The organism is Croceivirga sp. ABH4_376 (assembly GCF_056160685.1).
Window position 1 is genome coordinate 166,315 of the sequence record NZ_JBSWXQ010000005.1, and the last position, 15,706, is coordinate 182,020.

Here is a 15,706-nt window from a genome sequence, read left to right on the forward strand (position 1 = left end):
ATACATATTTACTTGGTTAAATTTATCTTTGCTACAAATTTTCGAAATCATGTTAGGACTTAAACTGCCAACAGATCCGCGTTGGGTAAATATTGTAGAAAAAAATATAGAAGAAATCTTAACAGACCATGCGTACTGTGAACAAAAAGCAGCGAGCATGGCAATTTCTTTAATTATAGGATTTCCAGATAAGTCTGATTTGGTAAAAGAAATGATTGCTTTATCTAGGGAAGAAATGGGCCATTTTAATATGGTTCACGAAAAAATTTTAGAACGTAATTTAAATTTAGGCAGAGAACGCAAGGATGAATATGTAATTGAATTGATGAAGTTTTTTCCTAAGGGCGGAAGTAAAACAACTCATTTAGTACACAAACTACTTTATGCGGCAATGATTGAAGCACGCAGCTGTGAACGGTTTAGATTACTATCTGAAAATATAAACGATGCCGACCTTCGTGAATTCTACAGAAAATTAATGGTAAGCGAAGCAAACCACTATACTATGTTTTTAAAGTTTGCCAGAAAATATGGCGAAAAAGAAATTGTAGATAAAAAATGGCAGGATTTATTAGAATACGAAGCCGAAATCATGAAAAAACTAGGTAAAAAAGAAACTATGCATGGGTAGTTACCTTATGATATAAGGTCTTTATCATACCGTCTGACAAACCAATCTTTGGAACGTGTATCTTTTTTGCTTTTGACCATTTTGCAGTATTAAGGAAAATTTTGGTAGCCGGGACAATTACATCTGCCCTATCTTGATTTAATCCTAACTCAGCAACACGATCCTCATAAGACATAGCATCTAAAAAGTGATATTGTGCATTGAGCCATATGTAAGATAAAGGCTGCCCTATTTTACGGCCAGACATTTTATGTAACTTGTTAATATTACCTCCAGACCCAATTATTTCTACATTATCTGCATCCTTTAAATGGTCTTTAATCCATAATTTTATAGCGTCCCAAACAGATTCTTTTACTTGTTGGTTTAGCAATCTAACGGTTCCAATTTTAAATGATTTTGAGCCTTTTACTTCGTTACCATTAAAAATGGTAAATTCGGTACTACCACCACCAACATCAACGTACAAATACGTTTTTCCGTTTTGCAGCAATTCTTTTAAATCTGTACTAGCTATTATTTTGGCTTCTACTTTACCATCTATAATATCTACATCTATATTAGCTTCTGCTGCAATTTTACTTACTAATTCTTGACCATTATTTGCTTCTCGCATAGCAGAAGTAGCACAAGCCCAATATGCTTCTACACCATAAACATCCATTAACAATTTAAAGGATTTCATAGCTTTTAGCATCCTATTTTGATTTTTCTCAGAAATTTCACCTAGTATAAAAGCATCTTCTCCTAGACGAATCGGCACCCGAACAAGCTCACTTTTCTTGAATTTTACAGGCTGTCCTTTTCTTTCAATAACATTATGCACCAAAAAACGAACCGCATTGGAACCAATATCAATAGCAGCAAATTTGCGAATATTAATGGCCATCTATTCGTTCTCTATTCGCTTTTGATAGTAATCGTACGTGGCAAATTGTGAACGCACTTTAGGTTTATCATCATCCCGGTAAGCATTATCTTGTTTTGCCGTAAACTCCCTTGCCTTAATATTATCTTTCCAAGAAATCTCGAACGTATCTATCAATTCTTGTTTAATATCTTCATCATAAATAGGGCAACCTACTTCTACGCGATAATCTATATTTCTTGTCATCCAATCTGCTGAGGAAATATAAATTTTTGGGTCACCATTATTTCCAAAAATGAACAACCTAGGATGTTCTAAAAATTTATCCACCACACTTATGGCTTCTATATTCTCGCTCATTCCTTCTACTCCAGGAATAAGACAACAAATTCCACGAATAATCAATTGCACTTTTACCCCTGCCCTACTGGCTTCGTACAACTTATCTACCATTTTATAAGAGGTAAAGCTGTTCATCTTTATGCGTATGTAAGCCTCTTTACCTGCTTTGGCGTTAGCTATCTCCACATCTATTAACTTAGAAAACCTACTCTTTGTATAATGTGGAGAAACAATCAGGTGTTTATACTTATTTATTTTGTAAGTAGTTTCAAAGAAACCAAACACCTTATCAATTTCTCTTAAAATTTCCTCATGAGCTGTAAACAAGGTATAATCAGTATAAATACGGGCCGTTTTTTCATTAAAATTACCCGTACTGATAAATCCATAGTGTTTTATCTTATCTCCTTCTAAACGCTCTACCAAGCAAATTTTGGAATGCACTTTTAGACCAGGTACCCCAAAAATTAATTTAATACCCTCTTCTTGTAGCTTACTGGCATACTCTATGTTATTACGCTCATCAAATCTTGCCTGTAATTCAATTTGAACCGTAACATCTTTACCATTTTTAACAGCATTAATAAGTGCCGCCGCCACCTGAGAATCCGATGCTAAACGGTAAATTGTAATTTTAATGGATTTTACATATGGATCCAAGGCCGCTTCTTTCAAAAACTTTATTAGATAGCCAAAAGTGTGGTAAGGTGCATATTGCAAATAGTCTTTTTGCGCAATTTTCTCAAAAATACTTCCCTCTAAACTGAGTCCTTTAATAGGTAGAGGCTTTATCTTATCGTACAATAAGTCTGCTCTTCCCAAACTTGGAAACCCCATATAATCCCTACGGTTATGGTATCTACCACCAGGAATTACACTATCGGTTTCTTCAATCTCCATTTTTTCCTTCAAAAAACGTAGCGTATCTATTTTGATTTTTTTATCGTAAACAAAACGTACAGGGTCGCTAATTTTACGATGCTCTACACTAGAGGATATCTTTTGAATAAAGCTCTTACTTAAATCATTATCTATATCTAATTCTGCATCCCTGGTAATCTTTATCATGTGTGCAGAAATCTCCTTATATTCAAACATGGTAAATATGCTATTTAGGCAATAGCGTATTACATCATCTAGCATAATAATGTAATTCTTACCATCTTCTTCTGGTAATTCCACAAAACGGTCTATGCCTTTGGGAATCTCTATCAAAGCATACTGAACTTCATTACGTTTACGTAGAAACGTACCTACCTCATCTTCTAATACCATACGTACCGCCAAATACGCGGCAGTATCTTTTAAAAGTGGAAATTCCCTAAGGTTGTTTAAGATTATTGTAGTAAGCTCTGGATTTACTTTCTTTAAAAAGTAATCCTTGATAAACGGTGCTTGCGATTCTGAAACCTGGGTTTCATTAATCATGAAAATATTTTCCGTGGCCAGCTCTCGCTGAATTTTATTCAGGATTTCTAAACTCTTACTTTGTTGTTTAATAACAATGCGCGTAATCTCTTCCAAAAGGTCCTTCGCCTTCTCGCCTCCAAGAACACTTTTTCCGCTTTTACCAGCATCAACAATACGTTTTACCGTGGCATAACGTACCTTAAAAAACTCGTCTAAATTGTTACTAAAAATACCTAAGAAACGTAAGCGCTCAATTAATGGTACATCTTTATCTGCACTTTCTTGCAGTACACGGTCATTAAAATGCAACCAACTAATTTCTCTATTTATGTAATCGTTTTTAGGTTTTGCCATTTATCTTAATTCTTTTGGAAAGATAAGTTTTTCTGTTTTTCCTTTAGTTATATTGGTCCAGTTTTCTATGTCAAAATTTAGTATAGCCATACCGGCAGTTGGTAAATTATCAACATATTTATTTCCCAATTTGTTTACCAATTCTGTAAAGGCATGGTTATGACCAAAGACAATAACACAATCATGTTTATTTTCTAAATTCTTTAGAAACTGCATTACGCTTTCTCCTGAAAAGTCATATAAATCATTAGATACCCTAAAATTTTGCAAATTAAACCTTATTGTTTTTAAAACAATTAGCGCGGTGTGTAGGGCTCTGTTGGCAGGACTACCGTATGCAGCCGTTATTTTTTTATCAATTGCATACAAATATTCACCTACCAAATAGGCATCATTAATTCCTCGTTCCTTTAGTGGCCTATCCCTATCACTTACATCCAAATCCCACGATGATTTGCCATGTCTAATAAAAATAACGGTTTTCATATAAGCAGCTTTAAGGTTGCAAACGTTCTATTTTCCAATCTAAATTTTCTTTTAGCACAAAACGAATGCGATCGTGTAATCTATTTGGTCTGCCTTGCCAGAATTCAATGGAAACAGGGCGTACTAGATAGCCACCCCAATGATCAGGACGACCTATCTCTTTATTTTCCAATTCCTTTTCTAAGGCTATGAGTCTATCTTCTAGTACTTGCCTGGATTTTATTGGCTCACTTTGTTCAGATACCACCGCTCCTAACTGACTACCTCTTGGTCTGGATTCAAAATAACCGTCTGAAAGATTTGTTGCCAATTTTTCTGCCTTACCTTTTATTAATACTTGTCTTTCTAGGTTGGGCCAGAAAAAAGATAAGCAAACGTTGGGGTTGTTGGCAATAGCTTTCCCTTTTTCGCTTAGGTAGTTGGTGTAAAAAATAAAGCCTTCAAAAGTAAATTTTTTCATTAGTACCACCCTACTTTTTGGATAACCATCCAAACCAATAGTACTTACGGTCATGGCATTGGGCTCATCTACGCCCTCTGCGGCTTCAACCTCATAAAACCATTTTTGAAAAACCTCCATAGGATTATCTGAAATGGCTTCTTCTAATAATTCACTTTTTTGGTAGGATTTACGGTAGTTGCTTAAATCTTTCTGCATAACACAAATTTGATGAAATTACAGCAGAATTAAAAGCAAATACTACACTACAAAAGATTTACCATCTTCTGCCAAATCTACAGCAGTAAAAACGGTTTGAGCTTCTTCTTTAAATACTTCTAGAGATTTGTAACGAGTAGAGTAATGTCCTAAAATTAATTTACCAACTTGTGCTTGTTTAGCGATTTCTGCGGCTTCTTTGGCCGTAGAATGTTTGGTTTTGACGGCTAATTCTTGTTCACTTTCTAGAAAAGTAGCCTCATGGTAAAGTAAATCTGCCTTTTTAATTAAAGGAACAATATCTACTTTATACATGGTATCACTACAAAAAGCATAGCTTTTAGGTTTTGGTGGGTCAAAAGTTAATTCTTTATTGTCTACAATTGTACCATCTTCTAAAACTACGTGTTTACCCGCTTTAATGTTATTGAACTGACTTTTGTCTACTTCCCATGCCTTAGCAGCTTCTACATTTAAAGTTCTAGCACCTTCCTTTTCTTGAAATAAAAAACCGTTTGTATAAATTCTATGATTTAGCGGAATAGTGGTAACTTTTACTTTGTCGTCCTCATATATCATTCGAGACTCCTTGCCTTCCAATTCATGAAAATATAATGGGTAATTGGTCCAAGAATCGCCCAACTTTAAAAGTAAGGTTATAGCTTCTTTAATACCTTTTGGTCCATAAATATGTAATTCTTTTTCCCTACCCAACAACCTAAAAGTAGAAACCAAACCTGGTAAACCAAAGAAATGGTCTCCATGTAAATGAGATATAAAGATGTGCTTTATTCTGGAGAATTTTAACTTGCTTTTACGCAACTGTACTTGGGTACCTTCTCCACAGTCTATTAGAAAAAGATGGTTTTTTATTTCCAATACTTGTGCGGTTGGGTTATTTAGAGTACGCGGAGTGGCAGAATAACAACCTAAAATGGTTAGTTTCATAAATCCAAATCGCGTTCTATTTCTTCCATTTCGATAACGTCTTTTGCTTCTTGTACGGTAGGTACCAAGGTCAGCTCGTCTGGTATTTCTTCAAAAGAAATAGCATTACTTACTAAGACAAAAGACTTTTTCTTAGCCTTATGGGTATTAGATAAATCCAAAAATTCCAATACTTCATTTGCAGATAATTTGCTAAATGAAAATAGGTTGATGATTAAATGATCGTGCTTTATTTTATCGTATGCCTGGTTTAAATTGCTCAAAAAACCAGCTAACGAAATATCTTCTTGAAATACTATGGTTGTGTTACCTTCTTTATCAAAAATCATATTTACTTAATTTTTGAGGCCAAAAGATAGATTACCGCCATCCTTACGGCCACACCGTTTTCTACTTGGTCTAAGATAATAGATTGTCCTGAATCTGCGACATCCGATGTTATTTCTACCCCTCTATTAATTGGGCCAGGATGCATTACTACAATCTCCTTATCCAGACGTTCTAACATGGCTTTATTTAAGCCAAATTGCTGGGTATATTCCCTTGTTGAAGGAAAATAGCTAATATCCAAACGTTCGTTTTGTATGCGTAACATATTGGCTACATCGCACCACTGCAACGCCTTTTCTAAATTGGTTTCTACAGATACCCCTAAAGATTCTATATGTTTTGGTATTAAGGTTTTAGGCCCACACACCTTTACTTCTGCTCCTTGTAATTGTAAAGCGAATATATTGGATAAAGCTACACGGGAATGTAATATATCCCCAACAATTACAACTTTTTTACCACCAACATCCCCTAAACGCTCCCTAATAGAATAGGAGTCTAACAAGGCTTGCGTAGGATGCTCATGTGCACCATCACCCGCATTTACTATGGCAGCTTTTACATTTTTAGACAAAAATATACCAGCACCTGGGTTAGGATGGCGCATTACTACCATATCTACCTTCATGCTTAAGATATTGTTTACCGTATCTATTAGGGTTTCTCCTTTTTTTACTGAGGATTGGGAGGCTGAGAAATTAATAACATCTGCAGATAATCTTTTTTCTGCCAGCTCAAAAGATAGTTTGGTACGCGTACTATTTTCAAAGAAAATATTGGCAATGGTAATATCCCTTAGGGTTGGCACCTTTTTTATAGAACGATTTATGACCTCTTTAAAATGATCTGCAGTTTCAAAAATCAGGTCTATATCTTTCTTTTTAAGATATTTTATGCCCAATAGATGGTTTACACTTAACTCGCTCATACTTTTTCTACTAAATAAACGGCATCTTCCCCATCATTCTCTTTCCACATTACCTTTACCTTTTCATTATTAATAGCATCTACCTGTCTGCCCCTATAGTTGGGTTGTATAGGTAAATGCCTGCTAAACCTTCTATCTATCAAGGTCAATAACTCAATCTGTTTTGGCCTACCAAAAGATTGGACAGCAGTTAGAGCAGAACGAATACTTCTACCGGTATACAGGACATCATCAATAAAAACAACGTTCTTATCTTCTACTAAAAAGTTTATTTTGGTAGAATTGGCTTCTAATATTTTTTCCCCCCTTCTAAAATCATCCCTATAAAATGTAATATCTAAAAAGCCCATTTTTACATCTTTTACCTTGTATTTTTCAGACAATATTTGTCTTAACCGCTCTGCCAAGAAGGTTCCTCTTGGTTGAATACCTATGAGTACCGTATTGGAAAAATCTAAATGATTCTCCAATAATTGGCAGGCCAAACGATGTAAAATGATGTTTATTTCTTTTGCGGAAAGCAGAATTTTTTGACTCATTGGCTATTTTTCTAGCGCTTGCCTACAAAAGTAAACATTTCTTGCTAACGAAACGGCAACAAAAAACCCCGAACTAAAGTCCGGGGTTTCCAAATATTTAAAGATTTTAAAAGCTTACTTCTTAGCGTCTGCTTCCATTTTATCTTTTAATGCTTGTAATGCAGAATTAGCATCTCCTAAAGTAGTTGCGTTCTCTTCTGCAGAAGCAGCTGCTTTACGCTTAGCCGCTTTAATGTTGGTTTCCTCTTGCTCACGGAAAATAGCAGTGTGGCTAGCTACAACTCTTTTGAAGTCCTTGTTGAACTCAATTACCTTGAATTCTACCTCTTCTCCTTTTTTAATTTTGCTACCATCTTCTTTTTCCATGTGTCTAGAAGGAACAAATGCAGTAATATCGTCGTTTAATACGATAGTAGCTCCTTTGTCTACAATATCGGTAACCGTTGCTTTGTGCACAGAACCTTCTCCAAACTCAGCAGCATACTTGTCCCAAGGGTTTTCAGTAGTTTGCTTGTGACCAAGGCTTAATTTTCTACCGTCAACATCTAGTTCTAGTACTTCTACCTCTAACTCATCTCCTACATTAACGAATTCTGATGGGTGCTTGATTTTCTTTGTCCAAGAAAGGTCAGAGATGTAGATAAGACCATCAATACCTTCTTCCATTTCTACAAATACACCAAAGTTGGTAAAGTTACGTACAATACCTTTGTGTCTAGAACCTACAGGATATTTGGATGTAATATCTGTCCATGGATCTGGAGTCAATTGCTTAATACCTAAGCTCATTTTTCTCTCTTCTCTATCCAAAGTCAATACTACAGCTTCTACCTCGTCTCCAACTTTTACGAAATCCTGAGCGGAACGTAAGTGGGTAGACCAAGACATTTCTGATACGTGAATAAGACCTTCTACACCTTCTGCAACCTCGATAAATGCACCGTAATCAGCAATTACAACTACCTTACCTTTAACTTTTTCACCAACTTGGATGTTGTCTCCTAGAGCATCCCATGGGTGCTTCTCTAATTGCTTAAGACCTAATTGGATTCTAGATTTGTTATCATCAAAATCAAGGATAACAACGTTTAATTTCTGATCCAATTCTACTACCTCGTTCGGGTGGTTTATACGGCTCCAAGAAAGGTCTGTAATGTGTACAAGACCATCTACACCTCCTAAATCGATGAATACACCGTAAGAAGTAATGTTCTTAACCACACCTTCTAATACTTGACCTTTTTCTAATTGGCCAATAATTTCTTTCTTCTGCTCTTCAATATCCGCCTCGATAAGCGCTTTGTGGGATACAACTACGTTTTTAAACTCATGGTTAATTTTTACCACCTTGAATTCCATAGTTTTACCAACATACTGATCGTAATCACGGATTGGCTTAACATCTATTTGAGAACCTGGCAAGAATGCTTCAATACCAAATACGTCTACGATCATACCACCTTTAGTACGACACTTAACGAATCCTTGTACGATTTCTTCTTTATCATGGGCCGCGTTAACACGATCCCAAGCCATGATAGTTCTAGCTTTTCTATGAGATAATACTAACTGTCCTGTTTTGTCCTCACGGATGTCTATCAATACTTCAACCTTATCACCTACTTTTAGGTCTGGATTGTACCTGAATTCATTTAAAGAGATAACACCTTCAGATTTAGCATTGATGTCAATGATTGCTTCCCTGTCCGTCATGTGAACAACGGTACCTTCTACAACCTCTTCATCTGCAGTATCTACAAAGTTTTCCTCAACTAACTTTTCAAACTCGTTAAGTTTGCTGTCGTCTACTTTTTCAATACCCTCTTCGTACTTGTCCCAATCAAAATTGTCCAAAAATTCTTTTGGGTCTTGTTTTGGAGACGTTTCTTGTGCTTTGGTTTCTTCTACAACCTCAGCTGCTTTTTGCTCTTCAGCCATGCGCTGATTAAAATTTGTATCCTACGGATTTACAGGAGTTAACGTTGACCGTAGAAGTTGTTTAAAATAAAATTGAATCCTTTTTTCTCCTGCCTATCGTCAAAAAGGTGTGCAAAAATACAATTAATTCCTTGTTTTACAAAGGCTTATTCTTGTATTGCCCTCAATTTTGATTTATTAAAGATAATTTAAGCTTTAATGTGACTTTTATCGCTAACTTGTTTCCTAATTATAACCATTAAAATATTACTTATTATGAGCGTAAAAGCAAAATACCAACCTGTTTTAGATTTAGGAGAAAAATTAGCCATTAAAGACGGTAACGTAACAGAAGAAGCTGGTGTTCTAAAAATAAAAGGCGAAGCTGCTACACAATATGAAAAAAACTTGATTTGGGATAAAATCAAAGAAATTGGTGGTGATAGCCCTAGCGATTTAAAAGCAAATATTACAGTTGCCGATACTTCTGTTTACCACAGACACACAGTAAAAAGCGGAGAGTCTTTAAGCTTAATTGCTAAGCACTACTATGGCGATCCAATGAAATACAAGCAAATTTTTGAAGCTAATACAGGTATTTTAAAGAATCCAGACGTGATTCATCCGGATCAGGAATTAGTTATACCTAATCTATAATTAAGATTAAACATAGAACTAAAAAAAGCACCTTAAAAGGTGCTTTTTTTATTGGTTTATTATCCGCAAAGCAAATTGGTAAATGCGCTCAAATTGTTCTTCTAATCCCATGTCAGAATTGTCAAAAGGAACTGCGTCTTCTGCCTGCCTTAATGGCGAGGTTTCCCTGGTAGAATCTATCCGGTCTCTTTCTTCCACGTTTTTTAAAACTTCCTCATAGGTAACTACATCGCCCCTATCCAATAACTCTTTATACCTTCTAGAAGCCCTTTTCTCTGAAGAAGCCGTCATAAACAACTTTAATTCCGCATCTGGAAAAACAACTGTTCCAATATCACGGCCATCCATCACCACACCTTTATCCTTACCCATTTGCTGTTGCATGGCTACCAATTTTTCCCTTACCTCTGGCACGGTTGCTACTGGACTCACCTTTTTAGAAACCCTTAAGGTCCTAATTTCCTTCTCTACATTTTTTCCGTTTAAATGAATATCGGACTGTTGGGTTTCTTCGTTAAACTTAAATTGCAATTGTATTGCTACTAACGAATTGATTAAAGCTGATTTATCCAATACATCCGCTTTGAAAAAATTATTTTCCAAGGCAAACAAGGTTACCGCCCTATACATGGCCCCAGTATCTACATAAATATACCCTAGGGCTTTTGCCAATTTTTTGGCAACCGTACTTTTTCCTGTACTGGAAAAGCCATCAATTGCAATGGTGATGTTCTTCATGTTCTAAAAATACTGAAAGAATTACAGCTCCTTAGCGTTCTTTACTTTTTGTTTGGTTATGGCCAATTTAATTACATCGCTCATATCTGTTACATAGTGAAAAGTAAGCCCCTTTAGGTATTCTGCTTTTATTTCTTGAATGTCCCTACGGTTCTCTTCACACAGAATAATTTCTTTGATTCTGGCTCGCTTGGCCGCTAAAATCTTCTCCTTTATACCACCAACTGGCAATACCTTTCCTCTTAACGTTATCTCACCCGTCATTGCTATACTTTTCTTAACCTTGCGTTGGGTAAATAAGGATACCAAAGAAGTTAACATGGTAATACCTGCACTTGGACCATCTTTTGGTGTAGCCCCTTCTGGAACATGAATATGTACGTTGTACTTTTCAAACACGGTAGGTTCAATGCCAAACTCAGCCGCGTTACTTTTAATATATTCCATGGCAATAGTTGCAGACTCTTTCATAACCTTACCAAGGTTACCTGTAATGTTCAAGGCACCCTTACCTTTAGAGAGTATAGACTCAATAAATAAGATATCACCACCAACACTTGTCCAAGCCAGTCCGGTTACCACACCGGCAACGTCATTATTCTCATACTTATCTCGCTCCAACCTTGCAGGACCTAAAACTTTCTCAACTATTTCATTGCTTACCTTAATCTCATATGCTTCATCCGTAGCAATATTTTTAGCCGCATAACGCACCATTTTTGCCAATTGCTTTTCCAAGGTACGCACACCAGACTCTCTAGTGTAACCTTCAACTATCTTTTCTAACTGTGGCTTACCTATTTTTAAATCTTTTTCGGTTAAACCATGCTCTTTAAGTTGCTTGGGCAACAAATGTTTTTTGGCTATTTCTACCTTTTCTTCAATAGTATAACCGGTAACATTTATAATTTCCATTCTATCCCTTAATGCGGGTTGTATGGTACTTAAATTGTTGGCGGTAGCAATAAACATAACCTTAGAAAGGTCATACCCCATTTCTAAAAAGTTGTCATAAAACTCCCCATTTTGCTCCGGATCTAATACTTCTAACATAGCAGAAGATGGGTCTCCTTGGTGGCTATTGCTCAGTTTATCTATTTCATCTAAAATAAAAACAGGATTAGAGGTGCCTGCTTTTTTTAAGCTTTGTATTATTCTACCAGGCATAGCACCAATATACGTTTTACGGTGACCACGAATTTCTGCTTCGTCTCGCAAACCACCTAACGAAATTCTAACATACTCCCTGCCCAAAGCTTCTGCCACAGATTTACCCAAAGAGGTTTTACCAACGCCAGGAGGTCCGTATAAACAAAGAATGGGCGATTTCATATCGTTACGCAGTTTTAACACTGCCAAATATTCGATAATTCGCTTTTTAACGTCTTCTAAACCGTAGTGATCACGGTCCAATATTTTCTGTGCTCTTTTTAGATCAAACTTATCTTTTGAGAACTCATTCCAAGGTAAGTCCAAAAATAAATCCAAGTAATTACGCTGTATGCTGTATTCCGCTACTTGTGGATTCATACGCTGCATTTTAGCCAATTCCTTCTCAAAATGCTCTTTAACCTTCTTTCCCCATTTCTTGTCCTTGGCTTTTTTACGCATTTCATCCACCTCTTCTTCATAAGAAATACCACCCAACTCTTCTTGAATAGTCTTCATTTGTTGGTGTAAGAAATACTCACGTTGTTGCTGGTCCATATCACTCCTTACCTTGGACTGTATATCGTTTTTCAACTCCAATTTTTGAAGCTCCAGGTTCATGTATTTTAAGGTAGCCAATGCACGTTCTTGCAAATCTGGTATTTCTAGCAAATTCTGTTTTTCCTTGACCTCAAGGTTAAGATTGGAAGAAACAAAATTGATAAGGAAGGAGTTACTTTGAATATTCTTAATTGCAAAATTTGCTTCACTAGGAATATTTGGATTGTCCTTTATAATCTTAAATGCCAAGTCTTTTATAGAATCTATAATAGCCAAGAATTCCTTGTCATCGTTTTCAGGTCTTTTTTCTATCGCCTCTCTAACCGTAGCGGTCATGTAAGGTTCTTCCGTAATAACCTCTGCTAGTTCAAAACGTTTTTTACCTTGTATAATAATGGTTGTGTTACCGTCTGGCATTTGCAAAACACGTAGAATACGTGCAACCGTACCCACCGTATTAATATCTTTTACCTTTGGATTTTCTACACTTTCATCTTTCTGACTTACCACTCCAATAACCTTAGAGCCGTTATTGGCATCTTTTATTAATTGTATAGATTTATCCCTACCAGCTGTAATGGGGATTACCACTCCTGGAAACAACACTGTATTACGTAAAGGTAAAATTGGTAAGGTCTCCGGAAGACTCTCGTTATTCATTTGCTCTTCATCTTCGGGTGTCAATAACGGAATTAACTCCGCATCTTGATCTAAACCTTGAAGAGACATATTGTCAAAATCTGTAAATTTTATTCTTCCCATAGTATTATATCGGTCATTCTGTCACCCTAAAAAATTGTTCTTTTCCACTACAAACACCCTTAATATGGACAAAACCTCTTGTAGAACAACAATTTAGCGTGCTTCACTAAAATTATGTATTGGCTTAAAAACAATTCTTGTGCCATGTAATTATAAAAAAATAAAAGAAAAGTGTAACAGAAGTAAAAATGGGCCATCTTTATACCAAACCAATCACCTTTTGAGCCAACAAAGTGAAAATACAGAATTGTTGCTAAAACAATGTTTAGAAGGGAGCCAACGTGCACAGCTAGCTATTTACAATAAATATTACAAAGCTATGTACAATGCATCACTTAGAATTGTAAAGCATACTGCACTAGCAGAAGATATTATGCAAGATTCTTTTTTAAGTGCCTTTACCAAATTAAGCACCTTTAAAGGAGACGTCGCTTTTGGGGCTTGGTTAAAAAGAATTGTTATAAACAATAGTATTTATCACTACAGAAAAAATCAGAAAACCGGCACGGTAGACCTAGAAGAAGTTATGTACAGGGTTGAAGATGACGAAGTAGTTACAACAGATACTAGTGGGTATACAGAACTGAAGGCTCAAAAGGTGATGGAAACCATGAAAAATCTAAAAGATAATTACAGAGTGTCTTTGACCCTACATTTAATAGAAGGGTATGATTATGACGAAATCTGTGAGATTATGGATATAAGTTATGCCAATTGTAGAACAACAATTAGCAGGGCAAAAGAAAGTCTAAGAAAAAAATTAACAGTAAATGTGTAGTTATGGAAAAGGAGCCTATTGAAGAACTGTTTAAAAAATTACATAACCAATTTGATTTTGAAGAACCCAACAATGGGCATCAAGCAAGATTTTTGGAAAAATTACAACAACCTACAACAGTTGTTAAACAAACCAAGAAAAGATTTAACATTTGGATGCCCTTAAGCATTGCTGCTTCTTTAGCATTGGTATTTGTTTTGAGCAAACAAATTTTAATGCCCACGCAAAGTATTAAAGAACAGGTAGTAGAAATTGCTCCGGAGGCCTCTAATACTGAATTTTATTTTACCAGCTTGGTAGAAGAACAGATCAACCTTTTAGAAGCTGAGCGCACACCTGCAACCGAACAACTTGTAGATGACACCTTGGGGCAGCTACAAAAGCTAGAAAAAGATTATAAAAAATTAGAACAAGAATTGGTAAATGGTGGTAATAGTAAACTAATATTAAACGCTATGATCATCAATTTTGAAACAAGAATTACCCTGGTCAAAGAAGTATTGACCACTATTGAAGATATTAAAAATTTAAACGAAATAAATGATGCGAACATTACTATTTAAAACGTGTTTACTAATTCTACTGGCATTGCCTTTTGCAGTAAATGCCAATAGTATAAACGCTAGGTGGGGCGGCAAGTACACCAAGGAAAAAACCATTAAAAAAGAGTTTGCGGTAAATGCAGATGCCCTTTTTAAGGTAAAAAACAGCTATGGTAACTTAAATATCTCTTCTTGGGACCAGAACAAAGTGCTTATAGAAGTTCATGTAAAAACCAATGGTAACAATGAAGAACGAGTAAAGGAAAGATTAGCCGAGATAGACGTAGATTTTGAAAACACGGCAAGTTTGGTTTCTGCCATAACCCGCTTTGGAGAAAGAAATAGTGGATGGAGCTGGAGCTGGGGCAACAAAAAAAGTGTAAACGTGCAGGTAAATTATACCATTAAACTACCCACCAAGAACAGTGTTAATTTAAGTAACGATTATGGTAATATTTACTTAGATAGAATAGACGGCCATGCAAAAATAAGTTGTGATTACGGTAAAATGGAAATTGGTGAACTTAGGGGCAGAAATAACGAACTAAGATTTGATTACACCAGCAAATCTAGCTTTGAATATATTAACAGCGCAGAAATTATTGCAGATTACTCTGGGTTTACCATAGAAAAAGCAGGTAACTTAGTAGTAAGGGCAGACTACACTAATGCAACCATACAGAACATGGGTAATCTAGACTATTCCAGTGATTACGGATCCATTACGGCAGAAAATGTAAAAAATGTAAACGGCAATGGCGACTACATAAGTGTTAAGCTAGGTAATGTGTCTGGTAACGTAGATCTAGTTGCGGATTATGGATCTATAAAAATTGCAAATTTAACCTCGGATGCGGGCAATGTATCCATAAGAACGGATTATACCGGTGTTAAGCTGGGCTACGATGCGGACTACCATTTCAAATTTGAAATAACAACAGAATATGCCGGTGTAAGTGGCAAAGAAGATTTAGAAATTAATATAAGCCAAGAAAAATCCAGTGATAAATATTACAAAGGTTATTATGGCAGCAGTTCTGCAAAAAACAATGTAATTATTAACAGTGAATACGGTGGCGTAAGTCTATCTAAAAATTAAATCTAAATA

16 protein-coding genes are annotated in these 15,706 nt (G+C 35.8%); 5 read left to right on the top strand and 11 right to left on the bottom strand.

Going from position 1 to position 15,706, the window contains the following annotated elements; genetic code table 11:
* Window positions 1-49 precede the first annotated feature (49 nt).
* Entirely contained in the window at window positions 50-631 is a 582-nt protein-coding gene (locus ACXAGS_RS12465; RefSeq protein ID WP_474907136.1) for a MiaE family protein, read from the top strand.
* On the opposite strand, the gene ACXAGS_RS12470 is transcribed toward ACXAGS_RS12465, so the two are convergent.
* The 9 genes from ACXAGS_RS12470 to rpsA form a co-directional block, all read right to left on the bottom strand.
* The gene (locus ACXAGS_RS12470; RefSeq protein ID WP_474907138.1) at window positions 618-1,520 is read right to left on the bottom strand and encodes a Ppx/GppA phosphatase family protein; all 903 of its coding nucleotides are present in this window, start codon (window positions 1,518-1,520) and stop codon (window positions 618-620) included. The genes ACXAGS_RS12465 and ACXAGS_RS12470 overlap by 14 nt on opposite strands.
* On the bottom strand, window positions 1,521-3,605 hold the full coding sequence (ppk1, locus tag ACXAGS_RS12475; RefSeq protein WP_474907140.1) for a polyphosphate kinase 1: 2,085 nt from the start codon (window positions 3,603-3,605) through the stop codon (window positions 1,521-1,523).
* Entirely contained in the window at window positions 3,606-4,091 is a 486-nt protein-coding gene (locus tag ACXAGS_RS12480) for a SixA phosphatase family protein (protein WP_474907142.1), read from the bottom strand. It abuts the gene before it with no gap.
* A gap of 10 nt (window positions 4,092-4,101) precedes the next feature.
* On the bottom strand, window positions 4,102-4,749 hold the full coding sequence (gene pdxH, locus ACXAGS_RS12485) for a pyridoxamine 5'-phosphate oxidase (RefSeq protein WP_474907144.1): 648 nt from the start codon (window positions 4,747-4,749) through the stop codon (window positions 4,102-4,104).
* 42 nt (window positions 4,750-4,791) lie between these two features.
* The gene (locus tag ACXAGS_RS12490; RefSeq protein ID WP_474907145.1) at window positions 4,792-5,697 is read right to left on the bottom strand and encodes a ribonuclease Z; all 906 of its coding nucleotides are present in this window, start codon (window positions 5,695-5,697) and stop codon (window positions 4,792-4,794) included.
* Window positions 5,694-6,026: a ribonuclease Z gene (locus ACXAGS_RS12495; RefSeq protein ID WP_474907146.1), complete on the bottom strand. Its 333-nt coding sequence runs from the start codon at window positions 6,024-6,026 to the stop codon at window positions 5,694-5,696. The genes ACXAGS_RS12490 and ACXAGS_RS12495 overlap by 4 nt, the downstream gene beginning before the upstream one ends.
* Window positions 6,027-6,028: 2 nt before the next feature.
* Complete coding sequence (locus ACXAGS_RS12500; protein ID WP_474907148.1) at window positions 6,029-6,955, bottom strand: aspartate carbamoyltransferase catalytic subunit; 927 nt, start codon at window positions 6,953-6,955, stop codon at window positions 6,029-6,031.
* On the bottom strand, window positions 6,952-7,494 hold the full coding sequence (gene pyrR, locus ACXAGS_RS12505) for a bifunctional pyr operon transcriptional regulator/uracil phosphoribosyltransferase PyrR (protein ID WP_010519741.1): 543 nt from the start codon (window positions 7,492-7,494) through the stop codon (window positions 6,952-6,954). The genes ACXAGS_RS12500 and pyrR overlap by 4 nt, the downstream gene beginning before the upstream one ends.
* A 114-nt stretch (window positions 7,495-7,608) precedes the next feature.
* On the bottom strand, window positions 7,609-9,432 hold the full coding sequence (rpsA, locus tag ACXAGS_RS12510) for a 30S ribosomal protein S1 (protein ID WP_474907151.1): 1,824 nt from the start codon (window positions 9,430-9,432) through the stop codon (window positions 7,609-7,611).
* A gap of 255 nt (window positions 9,433-9,687) precedes the next feature.
* Between rpsA and ACXAGS_RS12515 the strand changes: the two genes are divergently transcribed.
* Window positions 9,688-10,068, top strand: a complete 381-nt coding sequence (locus ACXAGS_RS12515) for a LysM peptidoglycan-binding domain-containing protein (RefSeq protein ID WP_474907152.1) — start codon at window positions 9,688-9,690, stop codon at window positions 10,066-10,068.
* Window positions 10,069-10,116: 48 nt separating this feature from the next.
* Here ACXAGS_RS12515 and cmk read toward each other — a convergent pair whose 3' ends face one another.
* Together cmk and lon are read right to left on the bottom strand one after the other, a co-directional pair.
* Window positions 10,117-10,806 (bottom strand): (d)CMP kinase, encoded by a 690-nt coding sequence (cmk, locus tag ACXAGS_RS12520; RefSeq protein WP_474907153.1) that lies wholly within the window; start codon window positions 10,804-10,806, stop codon window positions 10,117-10,119.
* Window positions 10,807-10,827: 21 nt separating this feature from the next.
* Window positions 10,828-13,278, bottom strand: a complete 2,451-nt coding sequence (gene lon, locus ACXAGS_RS12525; RefSeq protein WP_474907155.1) for an endopeptidase La — start codon at window positions 13,276-13,278, stop codon at window positions 10,828-10,830.
* 220 nt (window positions 13,279-13,498) lie between these two features.
* On the opposite strand from lon, the gene ACXAGS_RS12530 reads away from it, so the two are divergent.
* From ACXAGS_RS12530 to ACXAGS_RS12540, 3 genes are read left to right on the top strand one after another with little or no spacing between them, the layout of a single operon-like run.
* On the top strand, window positions 13,499-14,056 hold the full coding sequence (locus ACXAGS_RS12530) for an RNA polymerase sigma factor (protein WP_474907156.1): 558 nt from the start codon (window positions 13,499-13,501) through the stop codon (window positions 14,054-14,056).
* Window positions 14,057-14,058: 2 nt separating this feature from the next.
* On the top strand, window positions 14,059-14,619 hold the full coding sequence (locus ACXAGS_RS12535) for a hypothetical protein (RefSeq protein ID WP_474907157.1): 561 nt from the start codon (window positions 14,059-14,061) through the stop codon (window positions 14,617-14,619).
* The gene (locus ACXAGS_RS12540) at window positions 14,597-15,697 is read left to right on the top strand and encodes a DUF4097 family beta strand repeat-containing protein (protein ID WP_474907158.1); all 1,101 of its coding nucleotides are present in this window, start codon (window positions 14,597-14,599) and stop codon (window positions 15,695-15,697) included. The genes ACXAGS_RS12535 and ACXAGS_RS12540 overlap by 23 nt, the downstream gene beginning before the upstream one ends.
* Window positions 15,698-15,706 lie beyond the last annotated feature (9 nt).